Here is a 15658-nt window from a genome sequence, read left to right as displayed (position 1 = left end):
CCCCGGGTGTGCCGGGTCCGCGGATGTGACCCGTTAGAAGACTACTCTTGCCTCATTCGTCACACCTGTCACATCTGTCCCTCGACTCGCCTACCCCTCCGGAGGTAGCCCTCGTGCGCCGTCGCGTCATCGCCCTCTGCTCCGCCCTGACTCTCCTCCTCGCACCGGGCACGGTGGCCGCCGCCGAGGAGAGCGAGCGCGCTCGCCCTGCCACGGCCCCGGTGATCGACCACGACGCACCGGTCCAGGAGCAGGACCAGCGCTTCGGTCTGCTGCAGGCCGGGGACGACCTGCTCACCGGGCCCCAGGCGGTCGTCGAGCCCGGGATCACGTCCCTGCCTGCCCCCGAGCCGGGGGCAGAGGTGTACCCCCTCCCGGAGAGCGGGGTGTACCGCCTCGTCGGCGGCGGCTTCGGCCACGGCATCGGCATGTCCCAGTACGGCGCGCACGGCGCAGGGACGCAGGGTCTCGGCCACGAGGAGATCCTGGACTTCTACTACCCCGGGACGGTCCTGGAGACACGGCCCACGGGCACGATCCGGATTGGCATCACGCTCGACCACGACGGCGTGACCCAGGTCGCCCACCGGCCGGGGCTGGTGGTGAGCGGCGCGCCGGGCGCCACCACCTACCCCCTGCCGTCCGGCCACAGCCAGTGGCGCGTCCGGAGCACCGCTGCCTCGGCCGACGGGTGCACGCTCGAGGGTCTGGACGCCGAGGGGGTATGGCGCACCGGCTGGCCGGCAGGGATGACCCGGTCGTGCCCCGTCTCGTTCAGCTCCCCGACGGACGGCTCCGTCGACCTCGTCCTGCCCGACGGCTCACGACGCATCTACCGCGACACGCTGACCGCGACCTTCCGCGGGACGACGAGCCTGCTCACCGTCAACCACCTCCCGATGCAGCACTACCTGCGCTCGGTGACCATGGCCGAGATGCCGGTCACCTTCCACGCCCACGCGCTGCGGGCCCAGGCCGTGGCCGCCCGCACCTACGCGCTGCGGGGAGCCGGCGGCACGGCCCACTACGACACCTGCGACACGACCGCGTGCCAGGCCTACCGAGGCCTGGGGGTGCGCAGGGCCGACGGCACGATCTCGTGGTACGAGCACGCCAGCACCACCGCAGCCGTCGACGCCACGTCCGGCCAGGTCCTCACCTACGACTTCGGCGGCGGGACCCGGCAGCTGGCCACGACCATGTACTCCTCGTCCACCGGCGGGCACACCACGACCGGCGGCGCGGGTCACGGCTACCTCGTCGCCCGGCCCGACCCCTACGACGCGGTCGCGAGCAACCCCCGCAGCTCCTGGTCCGCCGAGCTGTCGGCCGGCCACCTCCAGCAGCGCTACGGCATCCACAGGGTGGAGCGTCTGCAGATCCTGCGCCGCGACGGTCACGGCCAGTGGGGCGGCCGGATCCTGGACGCCCGCGTGGAGGGGTTCACCGCGGACGGGGTCTACACCTGGGCCTACGCCTCCGGCGGGGGCCTGCAGATGGCCAACCCGTGGCCGGGCAACCCGAACGGTCTGTCGTCCCACTACTTCACCGTCGTGCAGGAGCGGACCGCGGAGCGCATCACGGGGGAGGACCGCTACGCGACGGCGGCGGAGGTCAGTCGGTCGTGGGGGGCGGGCACGGAGGTCGTCTACGTCGCCAGCGGCCGGGACCACGCGGACGCTGTGGCGGCCGGGGCGCGCGCCGGTGTCTACCAGGCGCCCGTCCTGCTCACGCGCCCCGACAGCCTGCCCGCGGCGACCGTGAGCGCCCTCGGCCGGCTGGCTCCCACGCGCATCGTCGTGGTCGGGGGACCCGGGGCGGTGTCCTCCGCCGTGGCGGAGCAGCTGCGCGGGCACACCACCAGCGGGGACGTCACGCGTGTCAGCGGGGCGGACCGCTACGGGACGGCGGCCGCCATGGCCTCCTACTACCCCGCAGGCCGCCCGCGCGTCTACCTCGCCAGCGGGGAGGACTTCCCGGACGCGCTGGCGGGGGCGGCCCTGGCGGCGCACGAGCGGGCACCCATGCTCCTCACCCGCGGCGATCGTCTCGACGCGGCCACCATCTCCCAGCTGCGCCGTCTCGGCGCTACGGAGGTCGTCGTGCTCGGGGGCGTCTCCGCGGTCTCCGACGCCGTCGCCGAGCAGGCTGCCGTGCACAGCGGGGGGTCGTCCCGGCGGCTCTCCGGAGCCGACCGCTACGCGACGATGGCCCGGGTGGCGGAGCAGTTCCCGGCCGGTCGGTCCCCCGCCTACGTCGCCTCCGGCGAGGACTTCCCCGACGCCCTGGTGGCGGCAGCCCTCGCGGGCGGCCTGCGCGGGGTGCCCGTCGTCCTCACCGCCGACGAGCGCGTGCCCGGCAGCACGGGAGCGGCGCTGACCCGGCAGGACCCGTGGGCGATGTTCGTCCTGGGCGGACCGGGAGGGGTGACCGACGCGACGCTCGCACGGCTCTCGGAGTACCTCCGGTGAGCTCTCAGAGGTTGCTGTCCAGGGCCGGGAACCCAGGAGGGAGGTCCGCCGCGCCGGCGTCGGAGCCGGCCGCGTCGCTCTCCCCGTCCGCGTCCGCGGCGGCCCGGCGGGCCTGGTCGAGGTCCATCCCCAGCGTGTAGGCCGCCATCGAGATCGACCCCGCGGCGTGCCCGTCGACCAAGAGGTCCAGCGGCTCCCCGTCAGCCAGGCCGGCGACATACAGCAGGGGCAGGTAGTGGTCGGGGGTCGGGACGGCCGCCTCGAAGTCGGCATGCCCGTCCAGGGCCGCCACCCCGGCCGGGTCCTGCGTCAGCGTCTCCCGGGCCACGTCGTCGAACCGGCGGGCCCAGTCGTAGCCCTCGTCGGGGCGCGAGAAGTCGACGGCGCGCAGGTTGTGCACGATGTTGCCGCTGCCGACGATGAGCACCCCCTCGTCCCGCAGGGCCCCGAGCTTGCGGCCCAGCTCGAGGTGGTGGTCGAAGTCCTTGAAGGCGTTGAGCGACAGCTGGACGACCGGCACCGAGGCGTCGGGGAAGGCGTGGAGCAGGACCGACCACGTGCCGTGGTCGATGCCCCAGCTGTCGATGTCCTGCCCGACCCAGGTCGGCCTGACCACGTCGGCGACGAGCTCGGCGACGTCGGGGGCCCCCGGCGCGGGGTACTGCACGTCGAAGAGCTGCTGGGGGAACCCGTAGAAGTCGTGGATGGTGCGCGGGCGGGGCATGGAGGTGACGGCGGTGGCGTTGGTGTACCAGTGCGCCGAGATGACCAGGATGGCCCGGGGCGTCGGCACCGAGCGCCCGAAGAGCTGCCACGCCTGCGTGTAGCGGTTGCGCTCCAGGGCGTTCATCGGGTTCCCGTGGCCCAGGAAGGCCGCCGGCATGCGGGTGCTGGTCGTGCTCACGCCGGGTCCTTCCTCAGCCCTGGATGCGGGTCTCGTGACCCTGCCACTCCGCCTCGCGGAGGACGAACTTCTGGATCTTGCCGGTCGAGGTCTTGGGCAGGTCCTCCACGACCGTGATCTCCCGGGGGGCCTTGTAGTGGGCGATCCGGGAACGCACGTGCTGCACGAGCTCCTCGCCGGTGGGGGTGCTGCCCGGGCGCACGACGACGAAGCCCTTGGGACGCTCGCCCCAGCGCTCGTCGGGCACGGCGACGACCGCGACCTCCAGCACGTCGGGATGACTCATGAGGGCCTGCTCCACCTCCACGGTGGAGATGTTCTCCCCGCCGGAGATGATGACGTCCTTGGCCCGGTCCCGCAGCTCGACGTAGCCGTCGGGGTGCATGACCCCCAGGTCGCCGGAGTGGAACCAGCCGCCGCGGAAGGCCTCGGCCGTGCCCTCCTCGTCCCGGAAGTACCCGGCCATGACGTTGTTGCCGCGCATGACGATCTCGCCCATCGTCTCCCCGTCCCGCGGGACGTCCTGCATCTGCTCGTCGACGACCCGCAGCCGCTCCGCCTGGATCATCCCGACCCCCTGGCGCGCCTTGAGCCGGGCCCGCTCCGGGCCCTCCAGCCCGCTCCAGCCGGCCTGGACCTCGCACACGGCGTAGGGCCCGTAGGTCTCGGTCAGCCCGTAGACGTGGACGAGGTCGAAGCCCAAATCCTCCATCTGGGCGATGGTGGTCGGGCTGGGGGGCGCGCCGGCGGTCGTGACGATGACAGGGTGGTCCAGCGGTGCCGCCAGCGGCGAGGTCATGATCGCGGTGAGCACGGTCGGCGCGGCGTTGAGGTGCGTGACGCCCTGCTCCCGGACCAGCTCCCAGATCCGGTCCCCCCTGACCTCCCGCAGGCAGACGTGGCGGCCACCGATCGCCGTGATCGCCCACGGCGTGCACCAGCCGTTGCAGTGGAACATCGGCAAGGTCCACAGGTAGACCGAGTCGGTGCCGTGCCGCGAGTGGAGCAGCTCGCCCAGGGCGTTGAGGTAGGCCCCGCGGTGGGTGTAGAGGACGCCCTTCGGGCGACCGGTCGTGCCCGAGGTGTAGTTGAGGGTGATCGGGTCGTGCTCGTCCGGGACGGTCCAGTCGAAGACCGTCGAGCTGCCGGCCGCGAGGAAGTCGGCGTAGGGCGTGCCGCCCCCGGGCACCTCGCCCGCCGGGCCGGTGACCACGAGCGGGGCGTCCGTGCCGGACCCGCCCAGCGCCCGCTGCCCGAGCTCGGCCAGCTGCGGGTCGGCCACGAGGACCTTGGCGCCGGAGTGCTGGAGGATGTAGGCGATCTCGTCCGCGGACAGGCGGGTGTTCACGGCCACCAGGACCCCGCCGACCAACGGCACCCCGAAGTGGGCCACGAGCATCTCGGGCACGTTCGGCATGAGGTAGGCCACCCGGTCGCCCCGCGCGACGCCGGCGCCCTCCAGGGCCCGGGCGAGGCGTTGGGCCTCCTCGGCGAGCTCGGCATACGTCAGCTGCCGGTCGTCCAGGACCGCGGCGACCGTGCCGCCCCACACCTGCGAGGAGCGCTCGAGGAAGGACAGGGGTGTCAGCTGGGTGGCGTTGGTGCTCATCGAGGCTCCTCGGGAGGTGCGGGTCGTGCGCTGCAGTCTAGGGGTGACGTCGCGTCAGCACCCGGCCGGTCAGTCGCCCACCGACGAGCACTCCCCGAGGCTCTGCGGGATCGCGCCGACCGCCTCCCCGAAGGGTGGCAGGAGCAGAGGAGGTGCCTCGTAGGCCGCCGGGACGAGCACCTCGACGGCGGGGTCCCTGCCGTAGGTGGTGAACATGGTGCCCCCGTCGTCGAGCGAGGTGGCGACCCAGTCGACGCCGTTGACGTCGATGCACGGGTCGGTGGTGGGGCCAGGCGGGGCCTTGCCGCAGCGCGCCACGATCGGTGGCTCGCCCCAGGCCGCGACCCCGTCCGAGGCCACGGCGGTGACCCGGGGCTCGTAGGGGCCGATCGTGTCCGGCCAGCGCTCGGCCACCGCCTGGCAGGGGATCGAGTCGGACCCGCCGAAGGGCACGGCCCTGACCGCCGGCTCCCCGCAGCCGACGAGCGCGAGCACGGTCAGCGCGAGGGGTGCCCTCAGAGCTCGACGACGGTGCATGTGGTGGTGCGGGTGATGCGCGGGACGGCCTGCACCCGCGAGATGACCTCGCGCCCCAGGTCCTGCACGGTGGGGGCCTGGACCTCGACGATGCAGTCGTAGGGCCCGGCCACGTCCTCCGCCGTGACGACGCCGGGGATCTCCCGGATCGACCGGGTGACCTGGGCCGAGGCACCGACCTCGGTCTGCACGAGGATGTACGCCTTGATCATGGCAGCCTCCGATCGGCGATCGCGTGCCTCGGAGGTTACCGTGCCGGGGTGAGCTCCACGTCGGACGGTATGCCGCGCGCCGCGGCCGAGGACGCCGCACGCGGTCCGCGGCTGGGGGAGGTGGGGGAGCGGGGGGTGCTCACCGAGGTCTTCGCCGCGCTCCGGGACCTTCCGGGTGCGGGGGTGGTGGTCGGCCCGGGGGACGACACCGCGCTGCTGACCGTGGGTCGTGGTGCGGTGCTGGCCACCACGGACACGATGGTCCGCGGGGAGGACTGGCTCGACGAGTGGTCGACCGCCCGGGACGTGGGGCTGAAGGCCGTGACCCAGAACCTCGCGGACCTCGCCGCGATGGGTGGGGTGGGCACCGGTCTGCTCCTCACCCTCGTCGCCGAGCGGTCCCTGCCGCTGTCCTGGGCGCGTGAGCTCACCGAGGGGCTGGCCGCCGGGGCCTCCCGCACCGGGGTGCCCGTCCTGGGCGGCGATCTGAGCGCCGCCCCCGAGGGTACCGTCGCGGTCTCGGTCACCGCGCTCGGGGAGCTGGGCGAGGGGGTGGCGCAGCCCGTGCTCCGCTCGGGGGCCAGGGCCGGGGACGTGCTGGCGGTCTCCGGGCCCCTGGGCCGGTCCGGCGCGGGGCTGGAGCTGCTGCGGGCGGGTCGGCGCAGCGGCCCGCTCGTCGACCACCACCGGCGGCCGGTGACCGACCTGGGGCAGGGCGTGCTGGCCGCCAGGGCCGGCGCCACGGCCATGATCGACGTGTCGGACGGGTTGCTGCGGGACGCCGACCGGATCGCCCGGGCCAGCGGGGTCGTGCTGGAGCTGGACGAGGACGTCGTCACCGGGCTCGCGCGCCGGCTGGTCGACGACGGGGCACCGGGGCAGCAGACGGCGCTCGGCGCGGTGCTGCGCGGTGGTGAGGAGCACGAGCTGCTCGCCAGCCTCCCCGCCGGCGCGGTGCCACCGGGATGGACGGTGCTGGGCCAGGTCCTGGAGGGCCGGACCCCGGGCGTGCGGTGGCGGGGCGAGCTCGTCGACCCCCGGCAGGGTGGTTGGGACCACTTCGGGGGATGACGAGAGCCGGCGTCACCGTGAGGTGGACGCCGGCCCGGGTCTGGCCGAGGAGGCCGAGGTCAGCGGGTGACCTTGCCGGCCTTCAGGCAGGAGGTGCACACGTTGAGGCGCTTGGGGGTGGCCCCCACCATGGCGCGCACCCGCTGGATGTTCGGGTTCCACCGACGCTTGGTGCGACGGTGCGAGTGAGAGATGCTGTGACCGAAGCTCGGTCCCTTGCCGCAGACGTCGCACGTGGCAGCCACGGTGTAACTCCTAGGTCGAATGAGTGGGATGGTTCTCCGCCGGTCGCCGGGCGCAGCTCGAGGCGTGCACCGGGCGCTCAGGCAACCGGTCCAGAGTACCGGACGCGCCGGGGGTGACCCAAATTGTCCGGGGCCACCCCTGGGCCGACCCCGGTCTGACCCCTGGGGACGGACCCCGGGCCCGTCCGGGGGAGAGGCTAGCGTTGGCCACGTGCCCCGTCCCGTCCTCGACCTCGTCACCGCCCGCCGCTGGGCGATGACGGCACGGCTGATGCTCGGTGCCGCGCGCGAGCGGATCGACGCGCTCAACGTCTTCCCCGTGGCCGACGGCGACACCGGCACCAACATGTACCTCACGATGGACGGGGCGCTGGACTACGTGCGCGGCCAGTTCGAGCTGGGGGCGGGGACCGATCGCCTGCAGGAGGGCCTGGCGCTCATCTCCCGCGGCATGCTGCTGTCGGCCCGGGGGAACTCCGGGGTGATCCTGTCCCAGCTGACGCGTGGGCTCGCCGACGCGGTGGGCCCCGAGGTGGAGGAGGCCGGGCCCGAGGACGTGGCGCAGGCCTTCGAGTCCGCCGCGCGGACCGCGTGGGACGCCCTCGCGGACCCCGTGGAAGGGACCATCCTCACGGTCGCCCGCGCCGCCGCCGAGGGGGCCCGCGGTGCGGTGAGTCGGGGCCGACCCGCGGCCGGTGACGGTCCCCTCGAGGTGGGTCACGTCGTGACCGAGGCCCTGGACGCCGCCGAGGAGGCGCTGGCCCGCACCCCCCAGCAGCTGCCCGAGCTCGACGCCGCGGGTGTCGTCGACGCGGGCGGTGCCGGGCTGGTCCTGGTCGTGGAGGCCCTGCAGGCCATCCTGGAGGACCGTCCCCCGGGCGCCGGGCAGGACCTGCCCGACTGGTGGGAGCTGCCCGGTGCACGCCGCACGGGCGGCCCCGGCGGGTCCGCGCAGGCATCCGACCGGGTGCCCGGAGAGGACCCGGTGGCCGGGCAGGGGGGCTCGACGTGCGAGGGGGCCGACGGGGACCCGGACGAGGTGGAGGTGATGTACCTCCTGACGGCCAGCGACCGTGAGCGCGCCGACCGGCTGCGGAGCCACCTGGCCCGGCTCGGGACCTCCGTCGTGGTCGGTGGCGGTCCGGAGGACTTCAGCGTCCACGTCCACCTGCGCGACCCGCGGGCCGCGGTGGAGGCGGGGAGCCTGGCGGGTCTGGTGACCCAGGTGCGGGTCACCTCCCTGGCCGACGGCGCGGAGGTCGCAGCCGAGGGGGCGGAGGTGGGCGCCTCGTGCGCGGCCGGTGGCCTGGCCGTGGTGGCGTGCGCCCTGGGGGAGGGGGTCAGCGAGCTCTTCTCCTCGGCCGGCGCCACCGTCGTCTCCAGCGGCCCGCGGCACCGCGCGTCGGCCGGCCAGCTGCTCGCCGCGGTGAGCGCCTGCGGTGCCGAGCGGGTCGTCGTGCTCCCCAACGACGCCGACACCGTGATGGTGGCCCGGGCCGCCGCCGTCGAGGCCCGCGCCGCCGGGGTCAGGGTCGACGTGGTGCCGACCCGCACGCTGGTGGAGGGTCTGGCCGCGGTCGCGGTGCTCGACCCGGAGGGGGACCACGACGAGGTCGTCAGGGCCATGACCGAGGCCGCCGGAGGCGTCCGGGCCGGCGTCCTCACCCGGGCCGACCGCCCGGCGCAGACCCCGGTGGGTGCGTGCCGGCCGGGGCAGTGGCTCGGCATCCTGGAGCACGGGATCGTGGCCGTGGACGACGACCTCGACGTCGTGGCCGACACGGTGCTCGAGGGCATCTGGGCGCAGGGGTGCGAGGTCGTGACCGTGCTGCTGGGCCAGGACGCCGACGAACGGGTCTCGGCCCTGGTCGCCGGTGCGGTGGGCCGTCGGGCCGCGACCTGCACCGACCGGCCCGAGATCGTCACGCTGCGGGGGGACCAGCCGACCTATCCCGTGCTGCTCGGGGTCGAGTGATGGCGGCGGGGCGACCCCACCTGCGCGCGGTGGCGCCGGGTGACCTCAACCCGCTCGACATCCAGCTCAGGGACGTCGTGGGCACCAGCGCCCGGCCGCTGGAGAAGGGCCGGGGCATCCGGACCGTGGGTCAGCTGCTGGACTGGCTGCCCCGGACCTACCTCGACCCCGCCCGGCCCGACGCCTTCACCGCGCTGCCGCACGGGGAGGACGTCGTCGTCGTGGGACGGTGCGCTCCGCGCGCACCCACCAGATGCGCAGCCGCCGGGGACGCATGCTCGTCGTGGACGTCGAGGACGACGCCGGCGGCACCCTCCAGCTGACCTTCTTCAAGCCCTTCGGGCACGAGGAACGCCTGCGCCCGGGCACCCGGGTCGTCTGCTCGGGGCAGATCGGGGACTGGCGCGGCACCCTGCAGCTGACCCATCCCGACTACGCGGTGCTGGGCAGCCAGGGTGCCACCTCGGGGCAGTGGCTCCTCGGCGGGCTGGTGCCCGTCTACACCGCCACCAAGGGGCTGTCCCCGATCGTCCACGGCGACTGCCTCGACCTGGTCTTCCACAGCCTGCCCCCGATCCCCGACCCGCTGCCGGTCTCCGTCCGGGAGGAGCACGGCCTGCCCGGTCTCCGCGAGGCCTATCACCTGGTGCACCGGCCCGCGACGCAGGAGGACCAGCGGCGCGGACGGTGGCGCCTGAAGTTCCAGGAGGCGTTCGTGGTCCAGGCGCGGCTGGCGCAGGCCCGACGCTCGACCGACGCCGTGCCGGCGGTCCCGCGCCCCGTGCGGACCGGCGGCCTGGTGCAGGGGCTCCGGGAGCAGCTGCCCTTCGAGCTGACCACGGGGCAGCGGGCGGTGCTGGAGGAGATCACCGGCGACCTCGCCCGGCCGGTCCCCATGCACCGGCTGCTCCAGGGCGAGGTCGGCTCGGGCAAGACCGTGCTGGCCCTGCTGGCGATGCTGGCCGTCGTCGACGCGGGCGGCCAGGCAGCCCTGCTCGCCCCCACGGAGGTGCTCGCGGCCCAGCACCACCGCTCGATCACCGCCCTGCTGGGGCCGCTCGCCGAGGGCGGGCTGCTCGGCGGCGCCGACGGGGGCACCCGGGTGGCGCTGCTGACCGGCGGCCAGTCGGCGGCCGACCGCCGGTCCAACCTGCTCCTGGCCGCCTCGGGGGAGGCCGGGATCGTCGTGGGCACGCACGCCCTCATCCAGGAGCACGTCAGCTTCGCCGAGCTCGGCCTGGTGGTCGTCGACGAGCAGCACCGCTTCGGCGTCGAGCAGCGGGACGCCCTGCGGGCCAAGGCGGGCAGCGCGTCGCCCCACGTGCTGGTCATGACGGCGACCCCGATCCCGCGGACGGTCGCGATGACGGTCTACGGGGACATGGCCATCTCCACGCTCCGCGAGCTCCCCGCGGGTCGCGCGCCCATCAGCTCCTTCGTCGTCGAGGGTCAGCGGGAGGGATGGGTCCGGCGGACCTGGCGGCGGGTCGCCGAGGAGGTGGAGGGCGGCGGTCAGGTCTACGTCGTGTGCCCACGCATCGGCGAGCCCGACGACCCGGACCTGCCGAGCGCCCACGACGACGGACCCGGTCTGCCGATACCCCCGGACCCGCAGGAGGCCCCGCCGCCGGCGGCGGCCGAGGACGGCTTCGACCCGTTGGAGCTGCCCCTGGGACCGGTCGACGGCCCGGCGGGGGAGCGGGGCCGGCAGCAGCTGCACGGCGTGCACCAGGTGGCCCGCTCCCTGCGCTCGTTGGTGGCGACCCGCGACCTGGTCCTGGGGGAGCTGCACGGCCGGATGACGGCCGAGGAGAAGGAGGCGGTGATGCGGGCCTTCGGGGCGGGGGAGATCGACGTGCTCGTCTCCACCACCGTCATCGAGGTGGGTGTGGACGTGCCCCGCGCGACGATGATGGTCGTGCTGGACGCTGACCGGTTCGGGATCTCGCAGCTGCACCAGCTCCGCGGCCGGGTCGGTCGTGGAGGAAAGCCCGGTCTCTGCCTCCTCGTCACCCAGGGGGAGGGTGTCGACCCCGGCGCGGTGCAGCGGCTGGGGCACGTGGCCGCCACGACGGACGGCTTCGAGCTGGCCCGGCTGGACCTGGAGACCCGGCGGGAGGGTGACGTCCTGGGCGCCAGCCAGAGCGGGGGCCGCAGCGGCCTGCGCTTCCTGCGCCTGGCCCGCGACGAGACCCTCATCGTGGCCGCCCACGACGCGGCGTGGGCCACGGTCGAGCACGACCCCGACCTGGAGCGGCACCCCGAGCTGGAGGCGGAGCTGCGGCGGATCGACGCCACGAGCGCCGCCTTCCTGGAGCGGGGGTGAACCGCCCGTGACCAGGATCATCGCCGGCTCCGTCGGAGGGCGCACCATCCGGACGCCCCGGGGGCAGGGCACCCGACCCACGACCGACCGGGTGCGGGAGGCGTTGTTCTCCCGGGTGGAGGCGTTGCTGACCCTGGACGGGGCGAGGGTCCTCGACCTCTACGCCGGGTCGGGTGCGCTCGGGCTGGAGGCCGCCTCCCGGGGGGCGAGCCACGTCCTGGCCGTGGAGCGGCACGGGCCGACAGCCCGCCTGGTCCGGGAGAACGCCCGTGCGCTGGGGCTGGAGGACCGGGTCCAGGTCGAGGCCGGGGCCGTCGAGCAGGTCCTGCGCGCGAGGGACGCGGCAGCGACCCCGCCGGACCTGGCCTACGACCTGGTGCTGGCCGACCCTCCCTACCCCCTCGAGGAGGAGGCCCTGACGGCCGTGCTCGCCGCCCTCGTCGACCACCGGTGGCTGCATCCCGACGCGCTGGTCGTCCTCGAGCGCGGGGCGAGGTCGCCGCGTCCGACGTGGCCCGCAGGCCTGGAGCACCTCGACACGCGCACCTACGGCGAGACGAGCCTGCACCTGGCCGAGCCCCCACCCTGAGGGCAGGTGGCGGCCCAGCCGCCACGACGCCGCGAGGGTTGGCAGGATCGGGCCATGACACGTCGACGCGAATCTCTGCACAGCGCCTCCTCGGAGCGGGGGCTCGCGGCGCTCGTCCTGGTCCGGCACGGGCAGAGCGAGGGCAACCTCGCCGACGAGGCCGCGCTGGAGGCCCGCGAGCCGACGCTGGACCTCGACGTCCGCGACGCGGACGTCGAGCTGTCCGGGACCGGCCGGGAGCAGGCCCGGGCGGTCCGGGAGCACCTCGCCGGCCTGTCCGGCGAGGACTGCCCCACGGTGGTCGTGACCTCCCCCTACCGGAGGGCGCGGCAGACGGCGGAGATCGCCCTGGAGGGGGTCGACGTGCCGCTGGTCGTGGACGAACGGCTGCGGGAGCGCGACCTGGGGGCGTTCGACGGCCTGACGTGGATCGGCATCGAGCAGCAGTTCCCCGAGGAGTCCGCGCGCCGCCAGCGGGTGGGCAAGTTCTACTACCGGCCGCCGGGCGGCGAGAGCTGGTGCGACGTCGTCCTGCGCGTGCGGCAGGTGCTGCTGGAGCTGCAGGAGAGGTATGCCGGGGAGCGGCTGTGGATCTTTTCCCACCAGGCCACCATCATGTCGTTCCGAGTCGCGATCGAGGGGATGCAGGAGGCGGACGTCCTCGCGGCAGGACGCGAGCAACCCCTGGCCAACTGCTCGATGACCATCTACCGGCCGGGGGACGACGGTCTGGAGCTGGTCAGCTACGGCGACACCACCGCGGTGGACCGGGCCGGCGGGGCCGTCACCCACGAGCCCTCGCACGGGACCGAGGAGACGGGAGCCTCGTGAGCCGCCCCCAGCCCGAGATCGTCACCCACCGGTTGCTCACCGCCTGGCCGTTGCCGCGGCTGCAGGACGACAAGGAGTCCCGGGGGCGCGTGCTCATCGTGGGCGGCAGCCGGCACAACCCCGGAGGGGTGCTGCTCGCGGCCGAGGCCGCGCTGCGTGTGGGCGCCGGCAAGGTCCAGCTCGTCACCGTCCGCTCCACGGCCGTGCAGCTGGCGGTCGCGCTGCCCGAGGTGCTCGTCCGGGGCGTCGCCGAGGGGGACGACGGCGAGCTCGCGACGGAGGCGGTGCAGGCGGTCGAGGAGATGGTCCCCGAGTGCGAGGCGCTGCTCGTCGGCCCCGGCATCGGCGCGGTCGCGGCGGCGCAGGAGCTCACCGCCCGGGCCCTCCCGTGCGTGGGTCCCTCGACCTCGGTGGCCCTGGACGCGCTCGCCCTCTCCGCGGTGACCGAGGACCCCACCTGCCTGAGCCACCTGGAGGGGAGGGCGGTGCTCACCCCCAACCTCTCCGAGCTGGCCCTCACCCTGGGCTGGGAGCCCGCGAAGGTCGAGGACGACCCGCGGGAGGCCGCCCTGCGGCTCGCGGCCCGGACGGGGGTGTGCGTCTCCTCGGGCGGCTCGACCACCTGGACGGCCTCCCCGGACGGCCGGTCCTGGCAGGGCTCCGTCGGCGGGCCCGGGCTGGGCACCGCCGGGTCCGGCGACGTCAAGGCCGGGCTGGTCACCGGACTGCTCGGCCGCGGGGCCGAGCCGTGCCAGGCCGCCGTCTGGGGGTCGCACCTGCACGGCAGCGCCGGGGACCGGCTGTCCGCCGAGCTGGGCCCCACGGGGTTCCTCGCCCGGGAGCTGGCGCACCGGGTGCCCTCGGTCCTGTCCGAGCTCGAGGTCTGACCGGCCCCGGCGAGCGGGGCGGAGGTGACGGTGCGAGGATCGGCGCGTGACCACATACCCGATCCCCCGCCCCGTGTCTGGTGACGTCGTCGACCTCATCCTCGACGACCACCGCCTCTTCGAGACCCTCATGCGCGAGATGCGCGACAGCACCTCCGACCGGGCCGCCGCCCGGGAGGCGTTCGCCGCCGCCCTGGTCGCCCACGGCGAGGCCGAGGAGCAGAAGGTCTACCCCCGGCTGCGTCGCAAGGACGCGATCGACGCCGAGGAGCAGGAGCACGGCGAGGAGGAGCACGCCGAGATCAACGAGGCGCTGCTCGCGCTCCTGGAGTGCAAGGGCACCGACACGCAGAAGTTCGACGACGCCGTGGAGACGATGAACGAGGTCCTCCAGCACCACCTCACCGAGGAGGAGCTGAGCATCCTCAACCCCGCCCGCGAGGAGGTGTCGGAGCAGGACCGCGCCACCCTGGGGGCGGCCTTCCTGGAGGTGCGCGGGGCGCTGCTGGACGAGGGCGTCACGATCCAGACGGTGCGCGCGCTCGTCGAGCAGGCCCACAAGGAGGGGCTGCTGCCCGCCTCCGACGAGGAGTGAGTCGCTAGGGTCGTCGGGTATGACGCCCGCTCCCCGACGCTGCGTGTGCCCCGGCTCCTTCGACCCGGTCACCAACGGCCACCTCGACGTGCTCGAGCGCGCCGCCCGGCTCTACGACGAGGTCGTCGTGGCGATCCTGCACAACCCGGCCAAGCGGGGGACCTTCGAGGTGCCGGTCCGCATCGAGCTCGTCCGCTCCTCCCTGCCCGGTCCGATCGCCGACCGGGTGCGGGTCGAGGCCTTCGCCGAGCGGCTGCTCGTCGATGTGTGCCGCGAGGTGGGGGCCGACGCCGTGGTCAAGGGCCTGCGCGGTGGCACCGACTTCGCCTACGAGCTGCCCATGGCGCTGATGAACCGGCACCTCACCGGCATCGAGACGGTCTTCCTCCCCGGCGACCCCACCCTGGAGCACGTCTCGAGCTCGCTGGTCAAGGAGGTGCACCGCTACGGCGGGGACGTGTCCGACCTGGTGCCCGCCCCGGTCCTGGCGGCCCTGCGCGAACTTGAGTGAGGCGGTCCCGCTCCGGTAGTCTGGTGCGTCGGTCTGCGTCCCTCCGCGTCTCCCGCGGTCGAGGTCCGCACCCGACGCCACCACGGACACGACACGAGGAACTCATCATGGCTGCCCAGCAGACGGAACAGCCCTGGGTGCTCAACACCCGGGAACTGGTCCGACGGCCCGGCAGCATGCGTGAGGTCACCCGCGTCGTGACCACGACGGAGCCGATCGGCACCGACGTCATCGCCGTCCGAACCGGTCAGCCGGTCGAGCTGGACGTGCGTATGGAGTCGGTCGTCGAGGGGGTCCTGGCGACGGGTACGGTCCGGGCCGTGGCGAGCGGGGAGTGCGTCCGCTGCCTGGACGAGGTCGAGGAGCCCCTCGACGTCCGATTCCAGGAGCTGTTCGTCTACCCCGAGCGGGCCGCCCACCACCAGAAGGTGGCTGGTGGCAGCAAGGACCCGGACACCGAGGAGGAGCAGCGCGAGCTCGACGAGGACCTGATGGATCTCGAGGAGATCGTCCGGGACGCCGTCGTGACCGCGCTACCCTTCCAACCGGTGTGCCAGGACGACTGTCCGGGACTGTGCTCCGAGTGCGGAGCGCGCCTGGCGGACGACCCGGAGCACCACCACGACGTGATCGACCCCCGATGGTCGGCCCTGGCCGACCTGGTCACCCCGACCGACAACGACGAGAGAAGGACCTGACGTGGCCGTCCCGAAGCGGAAGATGTCCCGCAGCAACACCCGGCACCGCCGCTCCCAGTGGAAGGCTGCGCCCCTGGCGCTGTCGACCTGCCCGCAGTGCCAGGCCGTGCGCGTGCCGCACCAGGCCTGCCCCTCCTGCGGGAGCTACGCGGGCCGGCACTACGCCGCCGCGGAGCGCACCGAGCACCAGGGCTGAG

17 protein-coding genes are annotated in these 15658 nt (G+C 74.3%); 12 read left to right on the top strand and 5 right to left on the bottom strand.

Annotated features, from left to right (window positions below):
* Nucleotides 1–113: 113 nt before the first annotated feature.
* On the top strand, nucleotides 114–2471 hold the full coding sequence (locus E3Z34_RS11645; RefSeq protein ID WP_134773731.1) for a cell wall-binding repeat-containing protein: 2358 nt from the start codon (nucleotides 114–116) through the stop codon (nucleotides 2469–2471).
* A 4-nt stretch (nucleotides 2472–2475) separates the two neighbouring features.
* On the opposite strand, the gene ygiD is transcribed toward E3Z34_RS11645, so the two are convergent.
* The 4 genes from ygiD to E3Z34_RS11625 all read right to left on the bottom strand — a co-directional run bounded on the left by ygiD (nucleotide 2476) and on the right by E3Z34_RS11625 (nucleotide 5733).
* Nucleotides 2476–3375 carry a 4,5-DOPA-extradiol-dioxygenase gene (gene ygiD, locus E3Z34_RS11640; RefSeq protein ID WP_238695140.1) on the bottom strand — a complete coding sequence of 300 codons (900 nt, stop codon included), beginning with the start codon at nucleotides 3373–3375 and terminating at the stop codon, nucleotides 2476–2478.
* 13 nt (nucleotides 3376–3388) lie between these two features.
* Nucleotides 3389–4984, bottom strand: coding sequence for an acyl--CoA ligase family protein (locus tag E3Z34_RS11635; protein WP_134773730.1), 1596 nt, complete (start codon nucleotides 4982–4984; stop codon nucleotides 3389–3391).
* A gap of 69 nt (nucleotides 4985–5053) precedes the next feature.
* Entirely contained in the window at nucleotides 5054–5521 is a 468-nt protein-coding gene (locus tag E3Z34_RS11630) for a DUF3515 family protein (protein WP_134773729.1), read from the bottom strand.
* Nucleotides 5500–5733, bottom strand: coding sequence for an Lrp/AsnC ligand binding domain-containing protein (locus E3Z34_RS11625; RefSeq protein ID WP_134773728.1), 234 nt, complete (start codon nucleotides 5731–5733; stop codon nucleotides 5500–5502). The genes E3Z34_RS11630 and E3Z34_RS11625 overlap by 22 nt, the downstream gene beginning before the upstream one ends.
* 48 nt (nucleotides 5734–5781) lie before the next feature.
* On the opposite strand from E3Z34_RS11625, the gene thiL reads away from it, so the two are divergent.
* A complete protein-coding gene (thiL, locus tag E3Z34_RS11620; RefSeq protein ID WP_238695139.1) occupies nucleotides 5782–6804 on the top strand; it encodes a thiamine-phosphate kinase in 1023 nt (340 codons plus the stop codon).
* 59 nt (nucleotides 6805–6863) lie between these two features.
* On the opposite strand, the gene rpmB is transcribed toward thiL, so the two are convergent.
* The gene (rpmB, locus tag E3Z34_RS11615) at nucleotides 6864–7049 is read right to left on the bottom strand and encodes a 50S ribosomal protein L28 (protein WP_084617151.1); all 186 of its coding nucleotides are present in this window, start codon (nucleotides 7047–7049) and stop codon (nucleotides 6864–6866) included.
* 211 nt (nucleotides 7050–7260) lie between these two features.
* On the opposite strand from rpmB, the gene E3Z34_RS11610 reads away from it, so the two are divergent.
* From E3Z34_RS11610 to rpmF, 10 genes are all read left to right on the top strand, one after another.
* Nucleotides 7261–9024, top strand: a complete 1764-nt coding sequence (locus E3Z34_RS11610; protein WP_158288668.1) for a DAK2 domain-containing protein — start codon at nucleotides 7261–7263, stop codon at nucleotides 9022–9024.
* A complete protein-coding gene (locus E3Z34_RS19020) occupies nucleotides 9024–9347 on the top strand; it encodes a hypothetical protein (protein ID WP_238695138.1) in 324 nt (107 codons plus the stop codon). The genes E3Z34_RS11610 and E3Z34_RS19020 overlap by 1 nt, the downstream gene beginning before the upstream one ends.
* Entirely contained in the window at nucleotides 9299–11350 is a 2052-nt protein-coding gene (locus E3Z34_RS11605) for an ATP-dependent DNA helicase RecG (protein ID WP_238695137.1), read from the top strand. The genes E3Z34_RS19020 and E3Z34_RS11605 overlap by 49 nt, the downstream gene beginning before the upstream one ends.
* 7 nt (nucleotides 11351–11357) lie before the next feature.
* A complete protein-coding gene (gene rsmD, locus E3Z34_RS11600; protein WP_134773726.1) occupies nucleotides 11358–11939 on the top strand; it encodes a 16S rRNA (guanine(966)-N(2))-methyltransferase RsmD in 582 nt (193 codons plus the stop codon).
* 54 nt (nucleotides 11940–11993) lie between these two features.
* A complete protein-coding gene (locus E3Z34_RS11595) occupies nucleotides 11994–12770 on the top strand; it encodes a histidine phosphatase family protein (RefSeq protein WP_134773725.1) in 777 nt (258 codons plus the stop codon).
* Nucleotides 12767–13657 carry an NAD(P)H-hydrate dehydratase gene (locus E3Z34_RS11590; RefSeq protein ID WP_134773724.1) on the top strand — a complete coding sequence of 297 codons (891 nt, stop codon included), beginning with the start codon at nucleotides 12767–12769 and terminating at the stop codon, nucleotides 13655–13657. Before E3Z34_RS11595 ends, E3Z34_RS11590 begins: the two co-directional genes overlap by 4 nt.
* A gap of 46 nt (nucleotides 13658–13703) precedes the next feature.
* Nucleotides 13704–14252 carry a hemerythrin domain-containing protein gene (locus E3Z34_RS11585; protein ID WP_134773723.1) on the top strand — a complete coding sequence of 183 codons (549 nt, stop codon included), beginning with the start codon at nucleotides 13704–13706 and terminating at the stop codon, nucleotides 14250–14252.
* A gap of 19 nt (nucleotides 14253–14271) precedes the next feature.
* Entirely contained in the window at nucleotides 14272–14763 is a 492-nt protein-coding gene (gene coaD, locus E3Z34_RS11580; protein ID WP_134773722.1) for a pantetheine-phosphate adenylyltransferase, read from the top strand.
* A gap of 107 nt (nucleotides 14764–14870) precedes the next feature.
* Nucleotides 14871–15461, top strand: coding sequence for a YceD family protein (locus E3Z34_RS11575; RefSeq protein ID WP_134773721.1), 591 nt, complete (start codon nucleotides 14871–14873; stop codon nucleotides 15459–15461).
* 1 nt (nucleotide 15462) lies between these two features.
* Nucleotides 15463–15657, top strand: coding sequence for a 50S ribosomal protein L32 (gene rpmF / locus E3Z34_RS11570; RefSeq protein WP_134773720.1), 195 nt, complete (start codon nucleotides 15463–15465; stop codon nucleotides 15655–15657).
* Nucleotide 15658 lies beyond the last annotated feature (1 nt).

Source organism: Ornithinimicrobium flavum (assembly GCF_004526345.1).
Taxonomy (GTDB): Bacteria; Actinomycetota; Actinomycetes; order Actinomycetales; family Dermatophilaceae; genus Ornithinicoccus; species Ornithinicoccus flavus.
The sequence above is the reverse complement of the archived record's forward strand: the minus strand, read 5'-3'. Positions and strand labels throughout refer to the sequence as shown.

Coding starts and splice junctions, on each gene's coding strand:
- E3Z34_RS11635 (WP_134773730.1), bottom strand. CDS start 4,984: ATGAGCACCAACGCCACCCAGCTGACACCCCTGTCCTTCCTCGAGCGC.
- E3Z34_RS11630 (WP_134773729.1), bottom strand. CDS start 5,521: ATGCACCGTCGTCGAGCTCTGAGGGCACCCCTCGCGCTGACCGTGCTC.
- E3Z34_RS11625 (WP_134773728.1), bottom strand. CDS start 5,733: ATGATCAAGGCGTACATCCTCGTGCAGACCGAGGTCGGTGCCTCGGCC.
- E3Z34_RS19020 (WP_238695138.1), top strand. CDS start 9,024: ATGGCGGCGGGGCGACCCCACCTGCGCGCGGTGGCGCCGGGTGACCTC.
- E3Z34_RS11605 (WP_238695137.1), top strand. CDS start 9,299: ATGCTCGTCGTGGACGTCGAGGACGACGCCGGCGGCACCCTCCAGCTG.
- E3Z34_RS11595 (WP_134773725.1), top strand. CDS start 11,994: ATGACACGTCGACGCGAATCTCTGCACAGCGCCTCCTCGGAGCGGGGG.
- coaD (WP_134773722.1), top strand. CDS start 14,272: ATGACGCCCGCTCCCCGACGCTGCGTGTGCCCCGGCTCCTTCGACCCG.
- E3Z34_RS11575 (WP_134773721.1), top strand. CDS start 14,871: ATGGCTGCCCAGCAGACGGAACAGCCCTGGGTGCTCAACACCCGGGAA.